Genomic DNA, 17,161 nt, shown 5'->3' with positions numbered 1-17,161 from the left:
TGGGATAAGCGAGGGAGCTGAGCCGCGAAGTGTCAGATGTGTCAGATGCGCCCGAAGTGAGCAGACCGGTGATCACGCCGGTCCGCGTGGTCATTGCCCTCTGTCTCGTCGCGCCGTTCGTGGCGATGCTCTGGGTGAGCTCCTACGCGAAGGTCGAACCGACCTTCATCGGCATCCCGTTCTTCTACTGGTACCAAATGCTGTGGGTGCTCATATCCACCCTCCTCACGATGATCGCGTACAAGCTGTGGCAGCGTGACCAGCGCGCCCGCAAGGCCGAGCAGGCCCAGGGGGGTGCGACCCGATGAACGAGCTCGCAGCGGACACGGGCGGCGTCAACGGCATCGCCCTCGCCGTCTTCATCTTCTTCTTCGCCGCCGTCACGGCGATGGGCTTCCTCGCCGCGCGCTGGCGCAAGGCCGAGACCGAGAGCCTGGACGAATGGGGCCTGGGCGGACGGTCGTTCGGCACCTGGGTCACGTGGTTCCTGCTCGGCGGCGACCTGTACACGGCGTATACGTTCGTGGCCGTCCCCGCGGCGATCTACGCGGCGGGCGCGGCCGGCTTCTTCGCCGTTCCGTACACGATCCTCGTCTACCCGCTGATCTTCACCTTCCTGCCGCGCCTGTGGTCGGTGTCGCACAAGCACGGATACGTGACGACCTCGGACTTCGTGCGCGGCCGCTTCGGCTCCAAGGGGCTCTCGCTGGCCGTCGCGGTCACCGGCATCCTCGCCACGATGCCGTACATCGCGCTCCAACTGGTCGGCATCCAGGCCGTCCTTGACGTCATGGGCGTCGGCGGCGGTCCTGACACCAACTGGTTCATCAAGGACCTGCCGCTGCTCATCGCGTTCGCGGTACTCGCCGCGTACACGTACTCGTCGGGTCTGCGGGCCCCCGCCCTGATCGCGTTCGTGAAGGACGGCCTGATCTATCTCGTCATCGCCGTCGCGATCATCTACATCCCGATCAAGCTGGGCGGATTCGACGAGATCTTCCAGGCGGCGGGCGACAAGTTCACGGCGACGAACGAGGCGGCGGGCAAGCCCGTCGCGGGCCTCGCACCGGGTGAGCCCGGTCAGTGGACGTACGCGACCCTGGCCCTCGGCTCCGCGCTCGCGCTCTTCATGTACCCGCACTCGATCACGGCGACGCTCTCCTCCAAGAGCCGCGACGTGATCCGCCGCAACACCACGATCCTGCCGCTGTACTCGCTGATGCTGGGCCTGCTCGCGCTGCTCGGCTTCATGGCGATCGCGGCCGGGGTCAAGGTGGAGAACGGCCAGCTGGCGATCCCGCAGCTGTTCGAGAACATGTTCCCCGACTGGTTCACCGGCGTGGCCTTCGCCGCCATCGGCATCGGCGCCCTCGTACCGGCGGCGATCATGTCGATCGCGGCCGCGAACCTCTTCACCAGGAACATCTACAAGGACTTCATCAGGCCGGACGCGACGCCCGCGCAGGAGACCAAGGTCTCCAAGCTCGTCTCGCTGCTCGTGAAGGTCGGCGCGCTCGCCTTCGTCCTCACCATGGACAAGACGGTCGCGATCAACTTCCAGCTCCTGGGCGGCATCTGGATCCTGCAGACCATGCCTGCCCTGGTCGGCGGCCTGTTCACGCGGTGGTTCCACCGCTGGGCGCTGCTCGCGGGCTGGGCGATCGGCATGATCTACGGCACGGTCGCCGCGTACGGAGTCGCGTCGCCGACGCAGAAGCACTTCGGCGGCTCGTCCGACGAGATCCCCGGCATCGGCGAGATCGGCTACATCGGCCTCACGGCGTTCGTCCTGAACGCGGTGGTCACCGTGGTCATGACCTTCGCCCTGCGCGCCATGAAGGCCCCTGACGGCGTCGACGAGACCTCTCCGGAGGACTACACCGCGGACGCGGGCGACCCGGGCGTCGTGCGGGACCTGCCGAAGGCGACGGAGGAGGCGACGGCGGGGGCGCCGGGCGGGCACTGAGCCTTTTCGTACGTACGTGACGCGGGCCGCCGGAGTGATCCGGCGGCCCGCTGTCGTGCGTGGGGCGCTACAAGGCCTTGTAGAGCTCCGTGCGGACCCGCACCACCGCCTGGGCCGCGGAGGCGATCGTCAGGTCCTTGTCGGTGCCCGCGCCCACGATCACGAGGACGCCGCCGACCCGCACCTCGGCCTCGTAGTGCGGGGTCCCGTCGTACTCGTCGCCGCCCGTGGTCCGCGTCGTCTCCAGGACCGCCTCGTCGCCCAGGTCCGGCAGATCGCGGGCCTCGTGGTGCTCGTCGACGGGGGCCGCCTCGGTGTCGACGGTGACGCGCGGGCAGGCTTCGTGGAGTTGCCTGCGCAGGTCGAGGTAGTGCCCGGCGCGCTCGGCGGGCATCGAGACGAGGCGTTCATAGACGTACGGATCGCCTTCGGAGATCTTGTCCGGGTCGGGGCGTACCCACTGTTCGGCGCTGGCCCCGCGCATCTGCGCCAGTTCCGCCCGCGTGCCGTCGCCGGGTTCGCAGGCGCTCCAATCGCCGCTTCCGAACTGGCGGTTGAAGAGGCCCAGCGTGATCTCCGGCTTCTTCGCGCGGGGGCCGATCGCCTTCGCGGGCAGCAGCGCCGCCTTCAGCTCGGCGTCCGTGAAGACCTTGCCGGGGTCCGCGTGGCCGTCCGCTCCGGCGGCCGTGGTCTCCCGCTTCGGCGGCCCGTCGGCCTTCTGCCCGCCGTCCCCGCAGCCACTGAGCAGCATCAGCAACACCGCGGCACAGCCCGCGCCCCGTCCCCGCACAGCGACTCCCCCTGTTCGACGATCAGTTCGGCCGCCACCCTAGGGGATACCCATGCCGACACAAGATGTGGGGCTGCCGCTCAGAGCCAGCACAAGATGTATGCTCGTGCTCGCTGTCGCCGCAGGGGAATCCGGTGCAAGTCCGGAACTGTCCCGCAACGGTGTATGAGTACGCATTTGTCGTACCCACGAGTCCGAAGACCTGTCGACAGCGCACCCGTTCCGTCCGGTCCGGGTGCCGACGACGTCCGGGCCTCGTGGAATGGGCTGGTGGACGCGGAGCTCAGCCCTGCCCGGGGCGCCGCCCGTGTGTCCCCTGACCCCTCCTCAAGGCTCTGAGCCGAGCGAGGGAGTGCTCCACGTGACCATCGCGCCAGCCGAACCTGCGTCAGCGCAGACCACCGACGGTCAGCAGACCGCCGACGGCCCAGGCACCGCGCTGCTGCGTACCCTGACCGACCTCACCGCCGACCTCCCCGACGCCGACCCCGGCAGAGTCGCCGCCGCCGCGCTGCGCGGCCGCTCGGCCAAGGCGGACGTGTCGGAGCTGCGGGAGCTTGCCACCGAGGCGGCCGCGGGGCTCATCTCCGAGGACCCCGCGTACTCGAAGCTGGCGGCCAGGCTGCTGAGCATCAGCATCCGCGAGGAGGCGGCGTCGCAGGGCGTGCGCTCCTTCTCCGACTCGGTCGCGGTCGGTCACCGCGAGGGCCTGATCGCGGATCGCACCGCCGCGTTCGTCGTCGACCACGCGGCGCGCCTCGACGGTCTCGTGGACGCCGCGCTCGATGACGGCGCCGACTTCCGCTTCGGCTACTTCGGACTGCGCACCCTGCACAGCCGCTACCTCCTGCGCCACCCGATCACGCGGCACGTCATCGAGACCCCGCAGCACTTCATGCTGCGCGTCGCGAGCGGCCTGGCGGAGGACGACAGCGCGCGCTCGGTGGACGAAGTCGCCGCCCTGTACCGCCTGATGAGCCGCCTGGACTACCTGCCGTCGTCGCCGACGCTCTTCAACTCCGGTACCCGCCACCCGCAGATGTCCTCCTGCTACCTCCTCGACTCCCCGCTGGACGAGCTGGACTCCATCTACGACCGCTACCACCAGGTCGCGCGCCTCTCCAAGCACGCGGGCGGCATCGGCCTCTCGTACTCCCGCATCCGCTCCCGCGGTTCGCTGATCCGCGGCACGAACGGGCACTCCAACGGCATCGTGCCGTTCCTGAAGACGCTGGACGCCTCCGTCGCCGCGGTGAACCAGGGCGGCCGCCGCAAGGGCGCAGCCGCGGTCTACCTGGAGACCTGGCACTCCGACATCGAGGAGTTCCTGGAGCTGCGCGACAACACGGGTGAGGACCAGCGGCGTACGCACAACCTCAACCTCGCGCACTGGATCCCCGACGAGTTCATGCGCCGGGTCGCCGCCGACCAGGACTGGTCGCTGTTCTCGCCGGCCGACGTGCCCGAGCTCGTCGATCTGTGGGGCGACGAGTTCGACGCCGCGTACCGCAAGGCCGAGGCCGCCGGGCTCGCCAAGAAGACCATCCCGGCCCGCGACCTGTACGGCCGCATGATGCGCACCCTCGCGCAGACCGGCAACGGCTGGATGACGTTCAAGGACGCCGCCAACCGCACCGCCAACCAGACGGCGGAGCCCGGCCACACGGTCCACTCCTCCAACCTCTGCACGGAGATCCTGGAGGTGACGGACGACGGCGAGACGGCGGTCTGCAACCTCGGGTCCGTGAACCTCGGCGCGTTCGTTCTGCCTTCCGGCGATGACATCGACTGGGAGCGGCTCGACGAGACCGTCCGCACGGCCGTCACCTTCCTCGACCGTGTCGTCGACATCAACTTCTACCCGACCGAACAGGCCGGCCGCTCGAATGCCAAGTGGCGGCCCGTGGGCCTGGGCGCCATGGGTCTGCAGGACGTCTTCTTCCAGCTGAAGATGCCCTTCGACTCCCCCGAGGCGCGCGCCCTTTCCACGCGCATCGCCGAGCGGATCATGCTCGCGTCGTACGAGGCTTCCGCCGACCTCGCCGAGCGCAACGGGCCGCTCCCCGCCTGGGAGAAGACCCGCACCGCGCGCGGCGTCCTGCACCCCGACCACTACGGCGTCGAGCTGACCTGGCCGGAGCGCTGGGCCGCGCTGCGGGAACGTATCGCCGCGACCGGTATGCGCAACTCGCTGCTTCTCGCCATCGCGCCGACCGCCACCATCGCGTCCATCGCGGGCGTCTACGAGTGCATCGAGCCGCAGGTCTCCAACCTCTTCAAGCGCGAGACGCTGTCCGGCGAGTTCCTCCAGGTCAACGCCTACCTGGTGGAGGAGCTGAAGCGGCTCGGCGTGTGGGACGCGCAGACCCGTGAGGCGCTGCGCGAGGCCAACGGCTCGGTGCAGGGCTTCAGTTGGATCCCGGCGGACGTCCGCGCGCTGTACCGCACGGCGTGGGAGATCCCGCAGCGCGGCCTGATCGACATGGCCGCCGCGCGCACGCCGTTCCTGGACCAGGCGCAGTCCCTGAACCTGTTCCTGGAGACGCCGACCATCGGCAAGCTCTCCTCGATGTACGCGTACGCCTGGCAGTCGGGCCTGAAGACGACGTACTACCTGCGCTCGCGCCCGGCGACGCGCATCGCCCGCGCGGCCGGCGGATCGAACGCCACCGCCGCCCCCGTCCCCCAGCAGGCGACCGACCCCGACGCCGTCGCCTGCTCCCTGGAAAACCCCGAGTCCTGCGAGGCCTGCCAGTAATGAGCTCCACGACCAACAGCGAGAAGAACCTCCTCGACCCGGGCTTCGAGCTGACCCTGCGTCCCATGCGCTACCCGGACTTCTACGAGCGCTACCGGGACGCGATCAAGAACACCTGGACCGTCGAGGAGGTCGACCTCCACTCGGACGTCGCCGACCTCGCCAAGCTCTCGCCGGGCGAGCAGCACATGATCGGCCGTCTGGTCGCGTTCTTCGCGACCGGCGACTCGATCGTCTCGAACAACCTGGTGCTCACGCTCTACAAGCACATCAACTCCCCTGAGGCGCGGCTCTACTTGAGCCGTCAGCTCTTCGAGGAGGCCGTGCACGTCCAGTTCTATCTGACGCTGCTCGACACCTATCTGCCCGACCCGGACGACCGCGCCGCGGCCTTCGACGCGGTCGAGGAGATCCCCTCCATCCGCGAGAAGGCCGAGTTCTGCTTCAAGTGGATGGACTCGGTCGAGAAGATGGACCGGCTCGAGAGCAAGGCCGACCGGCGTCGCTTCCTGCTGAACCTGATCTGCTTCGCCGCGTGCATCGAGGGGCTCTTCTTCTACGGTGCCTTCGCGTACGTCTACTGGTTCCGCTCGCGGGGTCTGCTGCACGGCCTTGCGACCGGCACCAACTGGGTGTTCCGCGACGAGACGATGCACATGAGCTTCGCCTTCGACGTCGTCGACACCGTCCGCAAGGAGGAGCCCGAGCTCTTCGACGACGCGCTCCAGACGCAGGTCACGGACATGCTCAAGGAGGCCGTCGAGGCCGAGCTGCAGTTCGCGCGCGACCTGTGCGGTGACGGCCTGCCGGGCATGAACACCGACTCGATGCGCGAGTACCTGCAGTGCGTCGCCGACCAGCGGCTGCAGCGGCTCGGCTTCGCGCCGGTCTACGGCTCGTCAAACCCGTTCTCGTTCATGGAACTTCAGGGTGTCCAGGAGCTGACCAACTTCTTCGAGCGGCGCCCTTCGGCCTACCAGGTCGCCGTCGAGGGTTCGGTCTCCTTCGACGACGAGTTCTAGCACCTCCGGCTTCCGTGAGCTGCGTGGGGCGCGGGGGGCCTCACGCAGCTCACGGTCGATCCTGCGGTCGTGGACGTACCCGACGAGCGAGGGTGCGGCCAGGAGGAGGAAGACGGTCACGACGGTCACGTATCCGAGGAATGTGTTCATGTCCTCACTGTCGTGCACGCCGAACACCGGCGCCAGTGGCAGGACTGCCACATACCATCGACTTACTGCCAAGACCGCGGCACACTGGCGGCATGCTGAAAAACGTGGCCGTCGTGCTGCTCGACGGCGTCAATCCCTTTGAACTCGGCGTCGTCTGCGAGGTGTTCGGCCTCGACCGGAGCGACGAGGGTCTTCCCGTGTACGACTTCGCGGTGGTCGCCGCGGAGAGCGGGGTACTGAGCAACCACGCGGGCTTCTCGATCACCACGCCGTACGGCCTCGACCGCCTGGAGGAGGCCGATCTCATCGCCGTGCCGGCAGGACAGTCGTTCGTGGGCCGCGACTATCCCGAGGACCTGCTCGCCGCACTGCGCCGCGCGGTCGACCGCGGCGCCCGCGTCCTGTCCGTCTGCTCCGGCGTCTTCGTGCTCGGCGCCGCCGGACTGCTCGACGGGCTGCGCTGCGCCGTGCACTGGCAGCACTCCAGGGAGCTCGCGGTGCGCTATCCGCGGGCGCATGTCGAGCCCGATGTGCTGTACGTGGACGAGGGTTCCGTCGTCACATCGGCGGGGACCGCCGCCGGGATCGACGCCTGCCTGCACATCGTGCGCCAGGAACACGGCACCGAGGTCGCCAACGCCATCGCCCGGCGCATGGTCGTACCGCCCCATCGCGACGGCGGTCAGGCACAGTTCGTGGCGCGACCCCTGCCGCGCACGGCGTGCGACACCGTCGGCGGGGTGCTCGCCTGGATGGAGCGCCACCTCGACACGGAGATCACCGTGGAGCGACTGGCCGAGCGCGCCCATATGTCGCCGCGGACCTTCGCGCGCCGCTTCCAGCAGGAGACGGGCACCACGCCCTACCGCTGGCTCCTGCGCCAACGGGTGCTGTTGGCACAGGAGTTGCTTGAGGGCTCGGACGAGACGGTGGACGCGATCGCCGGGCGCGCCGGTTTCGGCAACGCCGCGGCGATGCGCCACCAGTTCCTGCGGGCGCTCGGCACCACACCGAACGCCTACCGCCGCACCTTCCGCGGACCGGCCGTCAGCGCCGCTCGGCGCGAAGGACCAGACGCTTCGGATGCAGCGTGATGCCGATCTTCGTGCCGGTGTCGGTCTCCGGGACGGGCGAGAGGTGCCACCTCGGGGCCACCGTCGCCAGGATGATGGCGAGTTCGGCCAACGAGAAGTGGTCACCCGGGCACTTTCGGTTACCGACACTGAACGGCATCATCGCGAACTCCGGTACGTCACCTGCGCGTTCCGGATTCCAGCGGTCCGGGTCGAACTCCAGATGGCGCTCGAAGGAACGCGGATCGCGTTGCATCGCGTACACGCTGTACACGATGTCGGCGTCGGCCGGAATACGGTAGCCGCCGAGGTTCGTTTCGGCTACGGACCTGCGCGTGAATATCCAAGCGGCAGGTCGTATACGCATGGCCTCGGTGACGACATTCCGGGTGTGCGGCAGGTTCTTGAGGTCCGCGAATGTGACCTCCCGGCCCGGCGCGACGGAATTTACCTCTTCAACCAACCGCCTTTCCTGCTCCGGGTGTTCGGTGAGCAGCTGGAACGTCCACGCCAGGGTCGACGCGACATTCTCGGCCCCCGCGACGACAAGCGAGACCACATGGTCGTGGACCTCCTGGTCGCTGAGCGGCTGACCCGTTTCATCGCGCGCCCGAAGCATTTCGGCCAGCAGGTCCTGCTGGCCCGAATCAGTCGCCCGGCGTTCGGCGATGATCTCGTCGACCAGCGCGTGCAGATCGTCGAGCGCTTTCTGGAAGCGGCGGTTGCCCTGGGTCGGCACGCGGTACAGCGGCCCGACCGAGAGGACCATCCGCCGGTAGAGCCCCTCGAAGACGGTGTGCAGCGAATCGGCGATGCGGTCCGCCTTCTCGCCGATCGAGTCGACCTCCAGGAGCGAGCGGGAGACGATGCGCACGGCGGTGCGGAACATCTCCGCGCTGACGTCGACCGTGCGGCCGTGATCCCAGCGCGCCGCCGTGGCGCGCGCCTCCTCCTCCATCACCTTGGCGTAGTCGGCGATCCGCTCGGGCCTGAACGCGGGCTGAATCATGCGCCGTTGACGCCGGTGCAGCTTGCCGTTGCTGGTCGCCACGCCCTTGCCGAGGAGCACTTCAAGGGTGTCCCAGAGCGGTCCACCGACGATGTACTCCGGGCTCTTGAGCATCTGCCCGACCAGCTCCGGATCGCAGACCGCGTACGCCGTCTTGGGCCCTAGCCTGATGCGTACGAGATCACCATGGTCCCGTAGCGCGGCCAGGAAGCCGAGCGGGTCGCGGATCAGGTGCCAGGCGTGACCGATGAGCGGTGCGCCGCCGCCGACGAGCGGCGGCTCCGATCCTGACGCGGCGGGCGCGGGTATCGTGGATTCGACGCTCATTCCTCACCTACCAGTTCGTTTTCGGCCATGGTGTTTTCCATCAGATGGTTTTCCGTGACGTACGGAGGAATGGACCTGTCGTCCCAGCTGTCCACGCGATAGCGGCCTGATTCATGGTGGAACCAATAGACGGAAGAGAACCAGTTCCGCATATTGAAGACGCATGATTCAAGGGCGTCCGACAGCTCCCGCCCCTTTTCTGATCCGTCCGCCAATTTATCGGCGAGCAGCAGGACTTCCTCCTCGGCCACGAGGAAATCCTCGACGCATCGGCTGACGCGCCGGTGGACTTCCCTGACCGCCTCTTCGAGCGTCAATCCCTCGTGCTGGATGAGGCTGATCCCGAGATTGTGCAGTTCGTCTCCAGCGAGTTCTTTCGGGAGCGAGCACAGGTCGTTGTACCAGGCGGAGAAGTCCTGCGTCGCAAGGGCCGCCCGCCGGTATGCGGGGTGTTTCCTAATCGCCCGCGGCAGTTCGTACCGCGCGGTGGGCTCAAGGAGGTCGATCCACGCCCAGTGCGCGAACGTCAGCCGGCGCAGTTCAATGTACGCCTCGACGGGCGGCACCGTCCCGCAGCGCCGGTTCCTGAACTCCTGGTCGTACGCCTCGATCACGGGGTGGAAGTGCCTGGCGAAGCGCGCGTTCCAGCTGGGGCCCAGGAACGCGTACAGCCGCAGCACGCAGTCCGCGAACCCGGAGACCAACGGATCCCGGTGGTGCAGATACTCCTCCGGGTCGTTGAGGGCGCCGTGCAGACCCCGGCACAGCCGCCGCCACTGGGCCGCCCTGCCGTGCACCGAGTCCCTGTCGTGCCGGTCGTCCCACGCGAAGAACCAGCTGCTGAGATCCGCTATCACGGTGAGCAACTCGTCGGGCGCGCCAATGTAGTAGCCCGCCACCAGATCGGTGTAGCAGAGGCTGTCCGCGTACCGCTCGACCTTGTCCGGGGGCATCAGGCGCATTTCGAGCAGCCAGGTCCTGGACTTCTCCTGAAGCTTTGGCCAATACGGGTGCAGACGGCGAGGAAACGCTGCTTCGATCACCGGAAGTGCCAGCGCCGGTGGTACCGATACCCTCTGCGTGTGTGGCCTCGTGCACGGCTGTTTCTGTGAAGTGCTTCCGGAATATGCACGCACGAACAAACCCCTCTCAGCCGCCTGGTGACGCACGCCCCTCCCGCCGTACCCGGCGCGCGCCGTTGCGTATCCCCGCGCTTTCCATTCAGCACCACAACTGACCGTTCAGGGAACAGATTTGCGCCATTCACTACCCCCCAGTGCCGAGAGAATCCCCTTATGTGACTGAATATGGATCACGAGCAGCCGGATTTGCTCGCACACGCGAGCGGGCCATGCGAACGGCCCCTGGTCGGGAGGGAGTTCCCGACCAGGGGCCGCTCGTGTCACGCGGTTCCCACGCCTCTCAGGCGTCGCGTGCGTCAGTCATGGGACACCACGGGGTAGCGCGGGGTGCCCTCTTCCATCTGCCGCAGCGCGTCCTTGCGGTCCCGCTTGGAGAGGCGGTCGATGTAGAGGTAGCCGTACAGGTGGTCCGTCTCGTGCTGCAGGCAGCGTGAGAAGTAGCCCGTGCCCCGCACCTTGATCGGGTTGCCCTTCTCGTCCTGCCCGGTCACCTCGGCGTAGTCCGGGCGGGCCAGCTCCGCGTACGCGGTGGGGACGGAGAGGCAGCCCTCGTTCGACTCGTCCAGCTGGCGGCGGTCGGCGGGGACCTCCTGCAGCACGGGGTTGCAGACCGCGCCGACGTGGCGCCGGCCCTCGTCGTCCATGCAGTCGTAGACGAAGACCTTCAGGTCGACGCCGATCTGGTTGGCCGCGAGGCCCACGCCCTCGGCGGTCCGCTGGCTGGCGAACATGTCGGCGACGAGCTGCGCGAGCTCGTCGTCGAAGGCGGTGACGTCCTTGCACTCCTTGTGCAGCACAGGGTTGCCGACGACCGTGATGGGCCGGGACGTGCCCCGCTCGCGGAGGGCCGTCTCCCGCTCCTCGCAGTCCTCCGTGTCGATGACGAAGCCCTCGTCGTCGACGGGAAGCACCCCGCCCGAGGCCTGCTGCTCAGTGTCCTGCGCCATTGTCCGACGTACGCCTTCCTGGGATCCCACAAGAGATGGTGCCCGTACAGCCTACGGGCACCGGTCAGCAGACCTCTTCCAGATCCCGCCAGTCACGGGAGTCCGGGCTGTCCGCGACCCAGCCGTCGAGCAGCCCGCGCACCAGGGCGGCGGGCGCCGCGATGCCGCACTCACGCTCGGGCACCCACAGGGCGCCGGGGCTGCGGTGGCCGAGCGGCCCGGGATGGCCGGGCTCGCTGTGGTCGTGCGGGTCCAGGTGCTCGCCGTCGCCCTCGTCGCTCGGCATCCGGCTCTCGGAGCACATCCGGCAGAGCAGCCGTACGGAGGAGGACCAGTCCTCGGCGGCGAAGCCCGCGTCGGCGGCGAGCTTCTCCAGGGCGTCCCGGTCGTCCTCGGTGGCGGCCTCCAGGAGAACCACCCAGGTGGGGACCGGTGAGGGCGCCCACAGCTCGATCTCGTCGAAGACCGGGTACGAGTGCCCGGCGGCCGTGGAGCGCTCGCCGTGCGGTACGCCGTCGTGCAGCACGACCTCGCCCCAGCGGCGCCCGGAGGACGGCAGCGGAATGGAGAGCACCTCTATGCGCGCCGGGTCGAGCCTGCGCCCCCACACCACCTCGGCCTCGCCCTCGGGCGAGAGGCGGACGGCCGCGCTGCCCAGGTCCATGCCGGTGGGCTCACCGGAGGCGGCGACACCGCCGGGCACGCGCAGGCCGTACGCCTGCCAGGCGCGACGGGCCAGCGGCCAGTCCTGCAGGGCGGTGGCGGCGATCCCCACGTTCCACCAGTCGGGGGCGCCGGTCGAGCGGTCGAGCAGGGCGACGGCCCGCAGGCCCGCGGCCCGCGCCTGCTCCCAGTCGTGCCGGAACTTGTGGAGCAGCGCGAGGTTGAACCAGGACTCCGAGAGCCACGGCTCCAGATCCGCCGCGCGGGTAAGGAGCGCGCCCGCGTCCTCGTACCGCCCGTCGCCGATCAGCGTGAAGGCGCGGTCGGTGGCCTGCCGCCATGAGGCGGAGGGCCGGTGCCGTCCCTTGCCGAAGATCCTCACGATTCCCGCCTGCCAGTTACCGAGTTCCAGAGTTCCTGCTGTGTTCGAGGGGCCCCTCTTCGCATCCAACCACGTACGGTCGGACGGCCGCTCATTACCCATGGGTTACCCAGCGGGCACGCGGTCACGCCCGCCCTCCCCGGGCCCCTGCGGGACACGGTCATTTCCCCCTCGCGAGCACCCTGGCCAGGGCTTCCACGACCTCAGGCTGATAGTCGTGGCCGGTGGCGAGGCGCAGCCGCTCCAGGGCGTTGAGCGGGCCCCCCGGCCCTTCTCCCCGCGCCATCTCGTCGTATGCGTTCGCCGTACGCACGATACGGGCGGTGAGCGGCTGATCGCGATACGGATCCGCCTGCCGCTCCACGACCAGGGCGACGTCCCCGTCCACCCCCGTCTGCCGCACCACGGCGCCCCCGAGCAGGGCGATGCGCCGCTGCTCCGCCTCCGGCAGGGCGGCGGTGGCCCCCGCAGGCACCGGGTCGAGCAGGGAGAGCTGCCCGATGTCGTGCATCAGCGCCGCGTGCTCGAGGACGACGAGGTCCGGCTCCAGGAGCCCAAGATCGCGCCCCACGGCCCGGCTGAGCGCGGCGACGCGGCGTGCGTGGCCGTGCGGGGTGTACCCGGCGATCTCGGTGGCCCGGGCGAGCGAGGTGATGGTCTGCCGGTAGGTGGTCCGCACGGCGGCGTACCGCCCGAACGACAGCTGGGTCAGAAGCAGCGGCAGGCTGAACACCGGCAGCGCCCAGAGCCCCGCGACGGCGACGGCGAGCGCCATCACGGCCCCCGTCGCGCACACCGCGGACCCGATCCCGAGCATGGCCCGCAGCTCATCCCTCAGGAGCGGTCCGAACGGCCAGCGGGTGCGGGCGTGGGCCATGGCCGCGGCGAGCACGGCGTCGCAGAGGGCGGTCAGGACGAGCAGCGCGACGATGACGGCGGCGAAGGCGGGCCCCTTGCCCACCCACTCCTCCAACTTCCCGGAGTTGTACAGCGGTTGGAAGCACACCGCGGCGAACCCGACGGTCAGCACCCGCCGCGCCACATGGTCAAGGGCGGGCCCTTTGCCGAGCGCCACATGAGGTACGGCGCCGACGAGCGCGGCGGCGACCACCACAGCGATCACCTGCAGCACGCCATGGTGCGTGGCCCGCCCGCCGATCTCCCCGAGCAGCGCGTACGCAAGAGCCCCCGCGGCCCCCAACGGCGCAGGCTCCCGATCACTCCCCCCGGCCGTCCACCGGGCAAGCTCCCCCACAGCGACAAGCCCTCCGAAGGCAAGCGCGATGCCACCTTCGACAACTCCGTGCCAGAGGGTCCAGCCGAGGGCCAGGAGGGTGAGCAGCCCGGCGGCGCTGTAAATCAGCACGGTCACTGTTGTGGGCAGACGCCCGGTCACCGCTCTCCCCGCCCTGGTTGTGGGCAGGCGTTCCGCACGGCGAGTGGGGCCTCCCCTGCTCGAGCGGAGCCGAGAGCTTGGGGAAGGGTGGGCACAACCCTCACCGCCGGGTCCTGACGAAGATGCGTTCACCGCGCTGCCGGCCCCGGCGCCGCAGGGACCTCGGAAGCTCCCTGCCGGGGCCCGGGCACCCCGGCGTCGTCCGCGGTGACCGCCGGGTGCCACCCATACCGCTCCAGCGCCCGCTGCAGAGCATCGACCATGGCCGGATCGAACTGCGCTCCCGCGCACCGGGAAAGCTCAGCCATCGCGGCAGCGACAGGCCGCCCCCGGCGATACGACCTGGTGGACGTCATCGCGTCAAACGCGTCCGCCACCGCCACCACCCGCGCGAACTCCGGAATCTGCCGCCCGACAAGCCCGTAGGGATACCCGCTCCCGTCGATCCGCTCGTGGTGATGGAGGATCGCCGCCCGCGCCTCCCCGAGGAACCCGATCCCGCGCACCATCTCGTGCCCGTACTCGGGATGCAGCTCGATGACCCGCCGCTCCTGAGGCGTCAGCGGCCCGTCCTTGCGCAGCAGCCGCGTCGGCACGCCGAGCTTGCCGACGTCGTGCAGGATCCCGGCGAACCGCAGGCTCTCCACCCGCTCGTCCGCCATACCGAGCTCGCGGGCGATCATCACCGAGGCCCGCCCCACCCGCTCGCTGTGCCCGCGTGTGTACCGGTCCTTGATGTCGACGGCCTGCACGAGCGCCCGGATCGTGGCCTGGTGGGCGGCCCGCTCGCGGTGGTACTGCGCGAACACCCAGCAGGAGACGCCCATCGGAAGCAGCACGAGCAGCGCGGCGAGCGGCCCGTAGGGGCTGCGCCACAGCACCGCCATCATCAGCCCGGCAAGACCGTGCACCGCGACCGGCGCGAACGACCGCAGGAGGAGCCCCCGCCACGCGGCCCGCACCGGCACCCGTTCCGCGGTCGCCAGAATGCCGCCGTCCAGGACGGTCAGTACGACGGAGAAGGCGAGGACGGCGGCTCCCGCAGGCGCGAGCGCGTACGGAAAATCGGCCGCGGCGACCGTGGCGGGACCGCCGCACGCCTCGTACACCCGGGAGGACGCCCAGGCGGCCAGGGCGAGTTGAGCGGCGCGCCAGAGCCTGCGCACCCACCGGGGGCGCCGCTCCACGCGGGCGAGCAGTGCTCCCGGCACCGCGACGAGCGCGGCGGCGGCGGGCGGCAGCAGGAACACGGCGGCGAGGAGGACCGGGAAGAACGTGCCGAGGCCGTTCGGCGCTCGGCGGCCGATGACCCGGCACCGCGAGACCTGCTCGCACCCGGCGTAGAGCGCGGCGAGCAGCGCGACGGCGGCCCACGGCGTGCGCGCGCTCAGCGCGGGCGCGGCACAGGCCGCGGCGCCCAGGGCGACGCACAGGATGTAGGCGCGCGCCAACGGAGCGATGGACCGCATGGCACTGTCTCCTCCCCCGTGACCGTCCCCCCGGAGCACGTTCAGGACATTCCAAGGTCCGGAGACTAGAACGGCTACCCCCCGCTCCGAGCCCCCCGTGCAGAAATTGGCACGTACGAGTGACAGTGGACAGAAAGAAGGCAGGCCGTGACGCGTTTCCGTCACGGCCTGCCAAGGCTCAACTACAGGAAGCTCAGGCTTCCGTCACGTCGTGCTCCGGGACGGCCTCGCCCGAGCGGATCAGATCGATCCTGCCCATGACCTTGGCCCGCAGGTCGACGGGGACGTCGTCATGGCCGCAGCAGCGCTTCACCAGCTTCTTGACCGCCTGCTCGAGGCCGTACTTCTCCAGGCACGGAGAGCACTCCTCGAAGTGCGTCTCGAACTTGGTGCAGTCGCTGTCCGGCATCTCACGGTCCAGGAACTCGTACAAATGGTCCAGGACTTCACTGCAATCCGTCTCGTGCGGCTCTCCGCAGCTCATGAGCCTGAGCCTTTCGCTTCGTTCGACGACTCTGACGCGGCGCCGGCGGGGACGAGGCCGCGGTCGCGGGCGTAGTCCTCGAGCATGCCGCGCAGTTGGCGACGGCCGCGGTGCAACCGGGACATCACCGTACCGATGGGTGTCCCCATAATGTCCGCGATCTCCTTGTACGCAAAGCCCTCTACGTCGGCCAGATAGACGGCGATGCGGAATTCCTCGGGGATCGCCTGCAGGGCGGACTTCACGTCCGAGTCCGGCAGGTGGTCGAGCGCCTGCGACTCGGCCGAGCGCAGACCGGTGGACATGTGCGACTCGGCGCGTGCGAGCTGCCAGTCCTCGATCTCCTCGGCGGCGCTGCGCTGGGGCTCGCGCTGCTTCTTGCGGTACGAGTTGATGAACGTGTTGGTGAGGATGCGGTACAGCCACGCCTTGAGGTTGGTGCCCTCACGGAACTGGTGGAACGACGCGTACGCCTTCGCGTAGGTCTCCTGCACCAGGTCCTCCGCGTCCGCCGGGTTGCGCGTCATGCGCAGCGCCGCCGAGTACATCTGGTCGAGGAAACCGAGGGCGTCCCTCTCGAAGCGGGCCGTGCGCTCCGCCTGCGTCTCCTCGGGCTGCGCCTGGCCGTTCTCGGCCCCTGCGTCGGTCCCAGTGACCGGACCCACCTCCTCAAAAGACGTGGTGAGACCGAAAGCAGCCCCACTCGAATCGGAGGATAGACGACGATCCGGTACCGCCGCCGCTCGAATAGGAGCGGTCTTGGGCGCGCTCAGCACCGTCCACTCCAGGTCAGAGGCACTGGTGCGGGAAAAAGAAGGTGCCGGGCTCTGCCCGTCCGCAGAAGGGCGGCGGTGGGAGACGGGCGGGCAGATGGTCGAACCCATGCGGCGGACTTCCTCTCGTACGAACAGCGTTTAACGTCTGTTCCGCACAACAGAGGTCATGCACCCAACATTCCCGTCCACCGTGTGACGCCATCCGTGATGATCCTCATGGCCTCGGCCTCGTCGATCGGGGCGCGCTTGGGGATCGCGAACCCGTGGTCTCCGAAGGGCACCTCCACCAATTCGTACGTCCCCTCGGGGAACTCGGCGGGCTTCCCGAAGGAGTCGTTGCCGCCCTGCACGACGAGGGTGGGCACCCCGGCGCCGAGCAGCTCGTCGGCGCGGGACTTCTCCGGCTTGCCCGGCGGATGCAGCGGGAAGCTGAGGGCGAGCACGGCGACGGCGCCGAGTTCGGTGGCGGTGCGGCAGGCGACGCGCGCGCCGGCGCTGCGGCCGCCCGCGATCACCGGAAGACCGGGCTCGGCGAGCGCGGGCCACAGGCCCCGCCATCCGACGTCCAGCGTCTTCGGCGCGGGCGCCACCTTCTTTCCCGCAACACGCCAGGGCTGCTCGACGAGGGCGACGCTCACGCCGTGCGCGGGCAGGGCGGCGGCGATGGCCTTCAGGTCGCGCGCCTCGATGCCGCCGCCGGCGCCGTGGCTGAGCGCGAGCACGAACCGCGCCTTCTTCTTCGGCGCGGGGTGCCAGGTGATGCGCGCGTCACCGGCGTCGGTCTGGACGATCTCACTCTTGGTCACG

The 17,161-nt window shown here is 69.4% G+C and carries 15 protein-coding genes and 1 riboswitch; of the genes, 5 read left to right on the top strand and 10 right to left on the bottom strand.

Going from position 1 to position 17,161, the window contains the following annotated elements; genetic code table 11:
* Positions 1-38 precede the first annotated feature (38 nt).
* The gene (locus AB0O76_RS08260) at positions 39-308 is read left to right on the top strand and encodes a DUF3311 domain-containing protein (protein WP_160507149.1); all 270 of its coding nucleotides are present in this window, start codon (positions 39-41) and stop codon (positions 306-308) included.
* A complete protein-coding gene (mctP, locus tag AB0O76_RS08255; RefSeq protein ID WP_365486693.1) occupies positions 305-1,966 on the top strand; it encodes a monocarboxylate uptake permease MctP in 1,662 nt (553 codons plus the stop codon). Before AB0O76_RS08260 ends, mctP begins: the two co-directional genes overlap by 4 nt.
* Before the next feature lie 67 nt (positions 1,967-2,033).
* Here the strand turns inward: mctP and AB0O76_RS08250 are convergent, their stop codons facing one another.
* A complete protein-coding gene (locus tag AB0O76_RS08250) occupies positions 2,034-2,756 on the bottom strand; it encodes a hypothetical protein (RefSeq protein ID WP_365486691.1) in 723 nt (240 codons plus the stop codon).
* Between the two features lie 125 nt (positions 2,757-2,881).
* A riboswitch (cobalamin riboswitch) is annotated at positions 2,882-2,959 on the top strand.
* A gap of 158 nt (positions 2,960-3,117) precedes the next feature.
* Here AB0O76_RS08250 and AB0O76_RS08245 point away from each other — a divergent pair.
* The 3 genes from AB0O76_RS08245 to AB0O76_RS08235 all read left to right on the top strand — a co-directional run bounded on the left by AB0O76_RS08245 (position 3,118) and on the right by AB0O76_RS08235 (position 7,780).
* Positions 3,118-5,514: a ribonucleoside-diphosphate reductase subunit alpha gene (locus AB0O76_RS08245; protein ID WP_365486689.1), complete on the top strand. Its 2,397-nt coding sequence runs from the start codon at positions 3,118-3,120 to the stop codon at positions 5,512-5,514.
* Positions 5,514-6,536 carry a ribonucleotide-diphosphate reductase subunit beta gene (locus tag AB0O76_RS08240; protein ID WP_360767538.1) on the top strand — a complete coding sequence of 341 codons (1,023 nt, stop codon included), beginning with the start codon at positions 5,514-5,516 and terminating at the stop codon, positions 6,534-6,536. The genes AB0O76_RS08245 and AB0O76_RS08240 overlap by 1 nt, the downstream gene beginning before the upstream one ends.
* A gap of 242 nt (positions 6,537-6,778) precedes the next feature.
* Entirely contained in the window at positions 6,779-7,780 is a 1,002-nt protein-coding gene (locus AB0O76_RS08235; RefSeq protein WP_365486687.1) for a helix-turn-helix domain-containing protein, read from the top strand.
* Here the strand turns inward: AB0O76_RS08235 and AB0O76_RS08230 are convergent.
* From AB0O76_RS08230 to AB0O76_RS08190, 9 genes are all read right to left on the bottom strand, one after another.
* Complete coding sequence (locus AB0O76_RS08230) at positions 7,734-9,095, bottom strand: cytochrome P450 (RefSeq protein WP_365486685.1); 1,362 nt, start codon at positions 9,093-9,095, stop codon at positions 7,734-7,736. The genes AB0O76_RS08235 and AB0O76_RS08230 overlap by 47 nt on opposite strands.
* A complete protein-coding gene (cyc1, locus tag AB0O76_RS08225) occupies positions 9,092-10,231 on the bottom strand; it encodes an epi-isozizaene synthase (RefSeq protein WP_365487089.1) in 1,140 nt (379 codons plus the stop codon). Before cyc1 ends, AB0O76_RS08230 begins: the two co-directional genes overlap by 4 nt.
* Positions 10,232-10,533: 302 nt before the next feature.
* Positions 10,534-11,184 (bottom strand): peptide deformylase, encoded by a 651-nt coding sequence (gene def / locus AB0O76_RS08220; RefSeq protein ID WP_365486683.1) that lies wholly within the window; start codon positions 11,182-11,184, stop codon positions 10,534-10,536.
* A gap of 64 nt (positions 11,185-11,248) precedes the next feature.
* Positions 11,249-12,229: a hypothetical protein gene (locus tag AB0O76_RS08215; RefSeq protein WP_135335416.1), complete on the bottom strand. Its 981-nt coding sequence runs from the start codon at positions 12,227-12,229 to the stop codon at positions 11,249-11,251.
* A 160-nt stretch (positions 12,230-12,389) separates the two neighbouring features.
* The gene (locus AB0O76_RS08210; RefSeq protein ID WP_365487087.1) at positions 12,390-13,601 is read right to left on the bottom strand and encodes an HD domain-containing protein; all 1,212 of its coding nucleotides are present in this window, start codon (positions 13,599-13,601) and stop codon (positions 12,390-12,392) included.
* Positions 13,602-13,753: 152 nt separating this feature from the next.
* Positions 13,754-15,094 (bottom strand): HD-GYP domain-containing protein, encoded by a 1,341-nt coding sequence (locus AB0O76_RS08205; protein WP_365486681.1) that lies wholly within the window; start codon positions 15,092-15,094, stop codon positions 13,754-13,756.
* A gap of 193 nt (positions 15,095-15,287) precedes the next feature.
* Positions 15,288-15,578 (bottom strand): mycothiol system anti-sigma-R factor, encoded by a 291-nt coding sequence (gene rsrA, locus AB0O76_RS08200; protein WP_135334984.1) that lies wholly within the window; start codon positions 15,576-15,578, stop codon positions 15,288-15,290.
* On the bottom strand, positions 15,575-16,243 hold the full coding sequence (locus AB0O76_RS08195; RefSeq protein WP_249587852.1) for a sigma-70 family RNA polymerase sigma factor: 669 nt from the start codon (positions 16,241-16,243) through the stop codon (positions 15,575-15,577). The genes rsrA and AB0O76_RS08195 overlap by 4 nt, the downstream gene beginning before the upstream one ends.
* A gap of 275 nt (positions 16,244-16,518) precedes the next feature.
* Positions 16,519-17,160 carry an alpha/beta family hydrolase gene (locus AB0O76_RS08190; RefSeq protein WP_365486679.1) on the bottom strand — a complete coding sequence of 214 codons (642 nt, stop codon included), beginning with the start codon at positions 17,158-17,160 and terminating at the stop codon, positions 16,519-16,521.
* Between the last annotated feature and the right edge of the window lies 1 nt (position 17,161).

Source organism: Streptomyces sp. NPDC086554, from assembly GCF_040686095.1.
Classification (GTDB): domain Bacteria; phylum Actinomycetota; class Actinomycetes; order Streptomycetales; family Streptomycetaceae; genus Streptomyces.
Note: the sequence above shows the minus strand (reverse complement) of the source record. Positions and strands in the feature narration are given on the sequence as shown.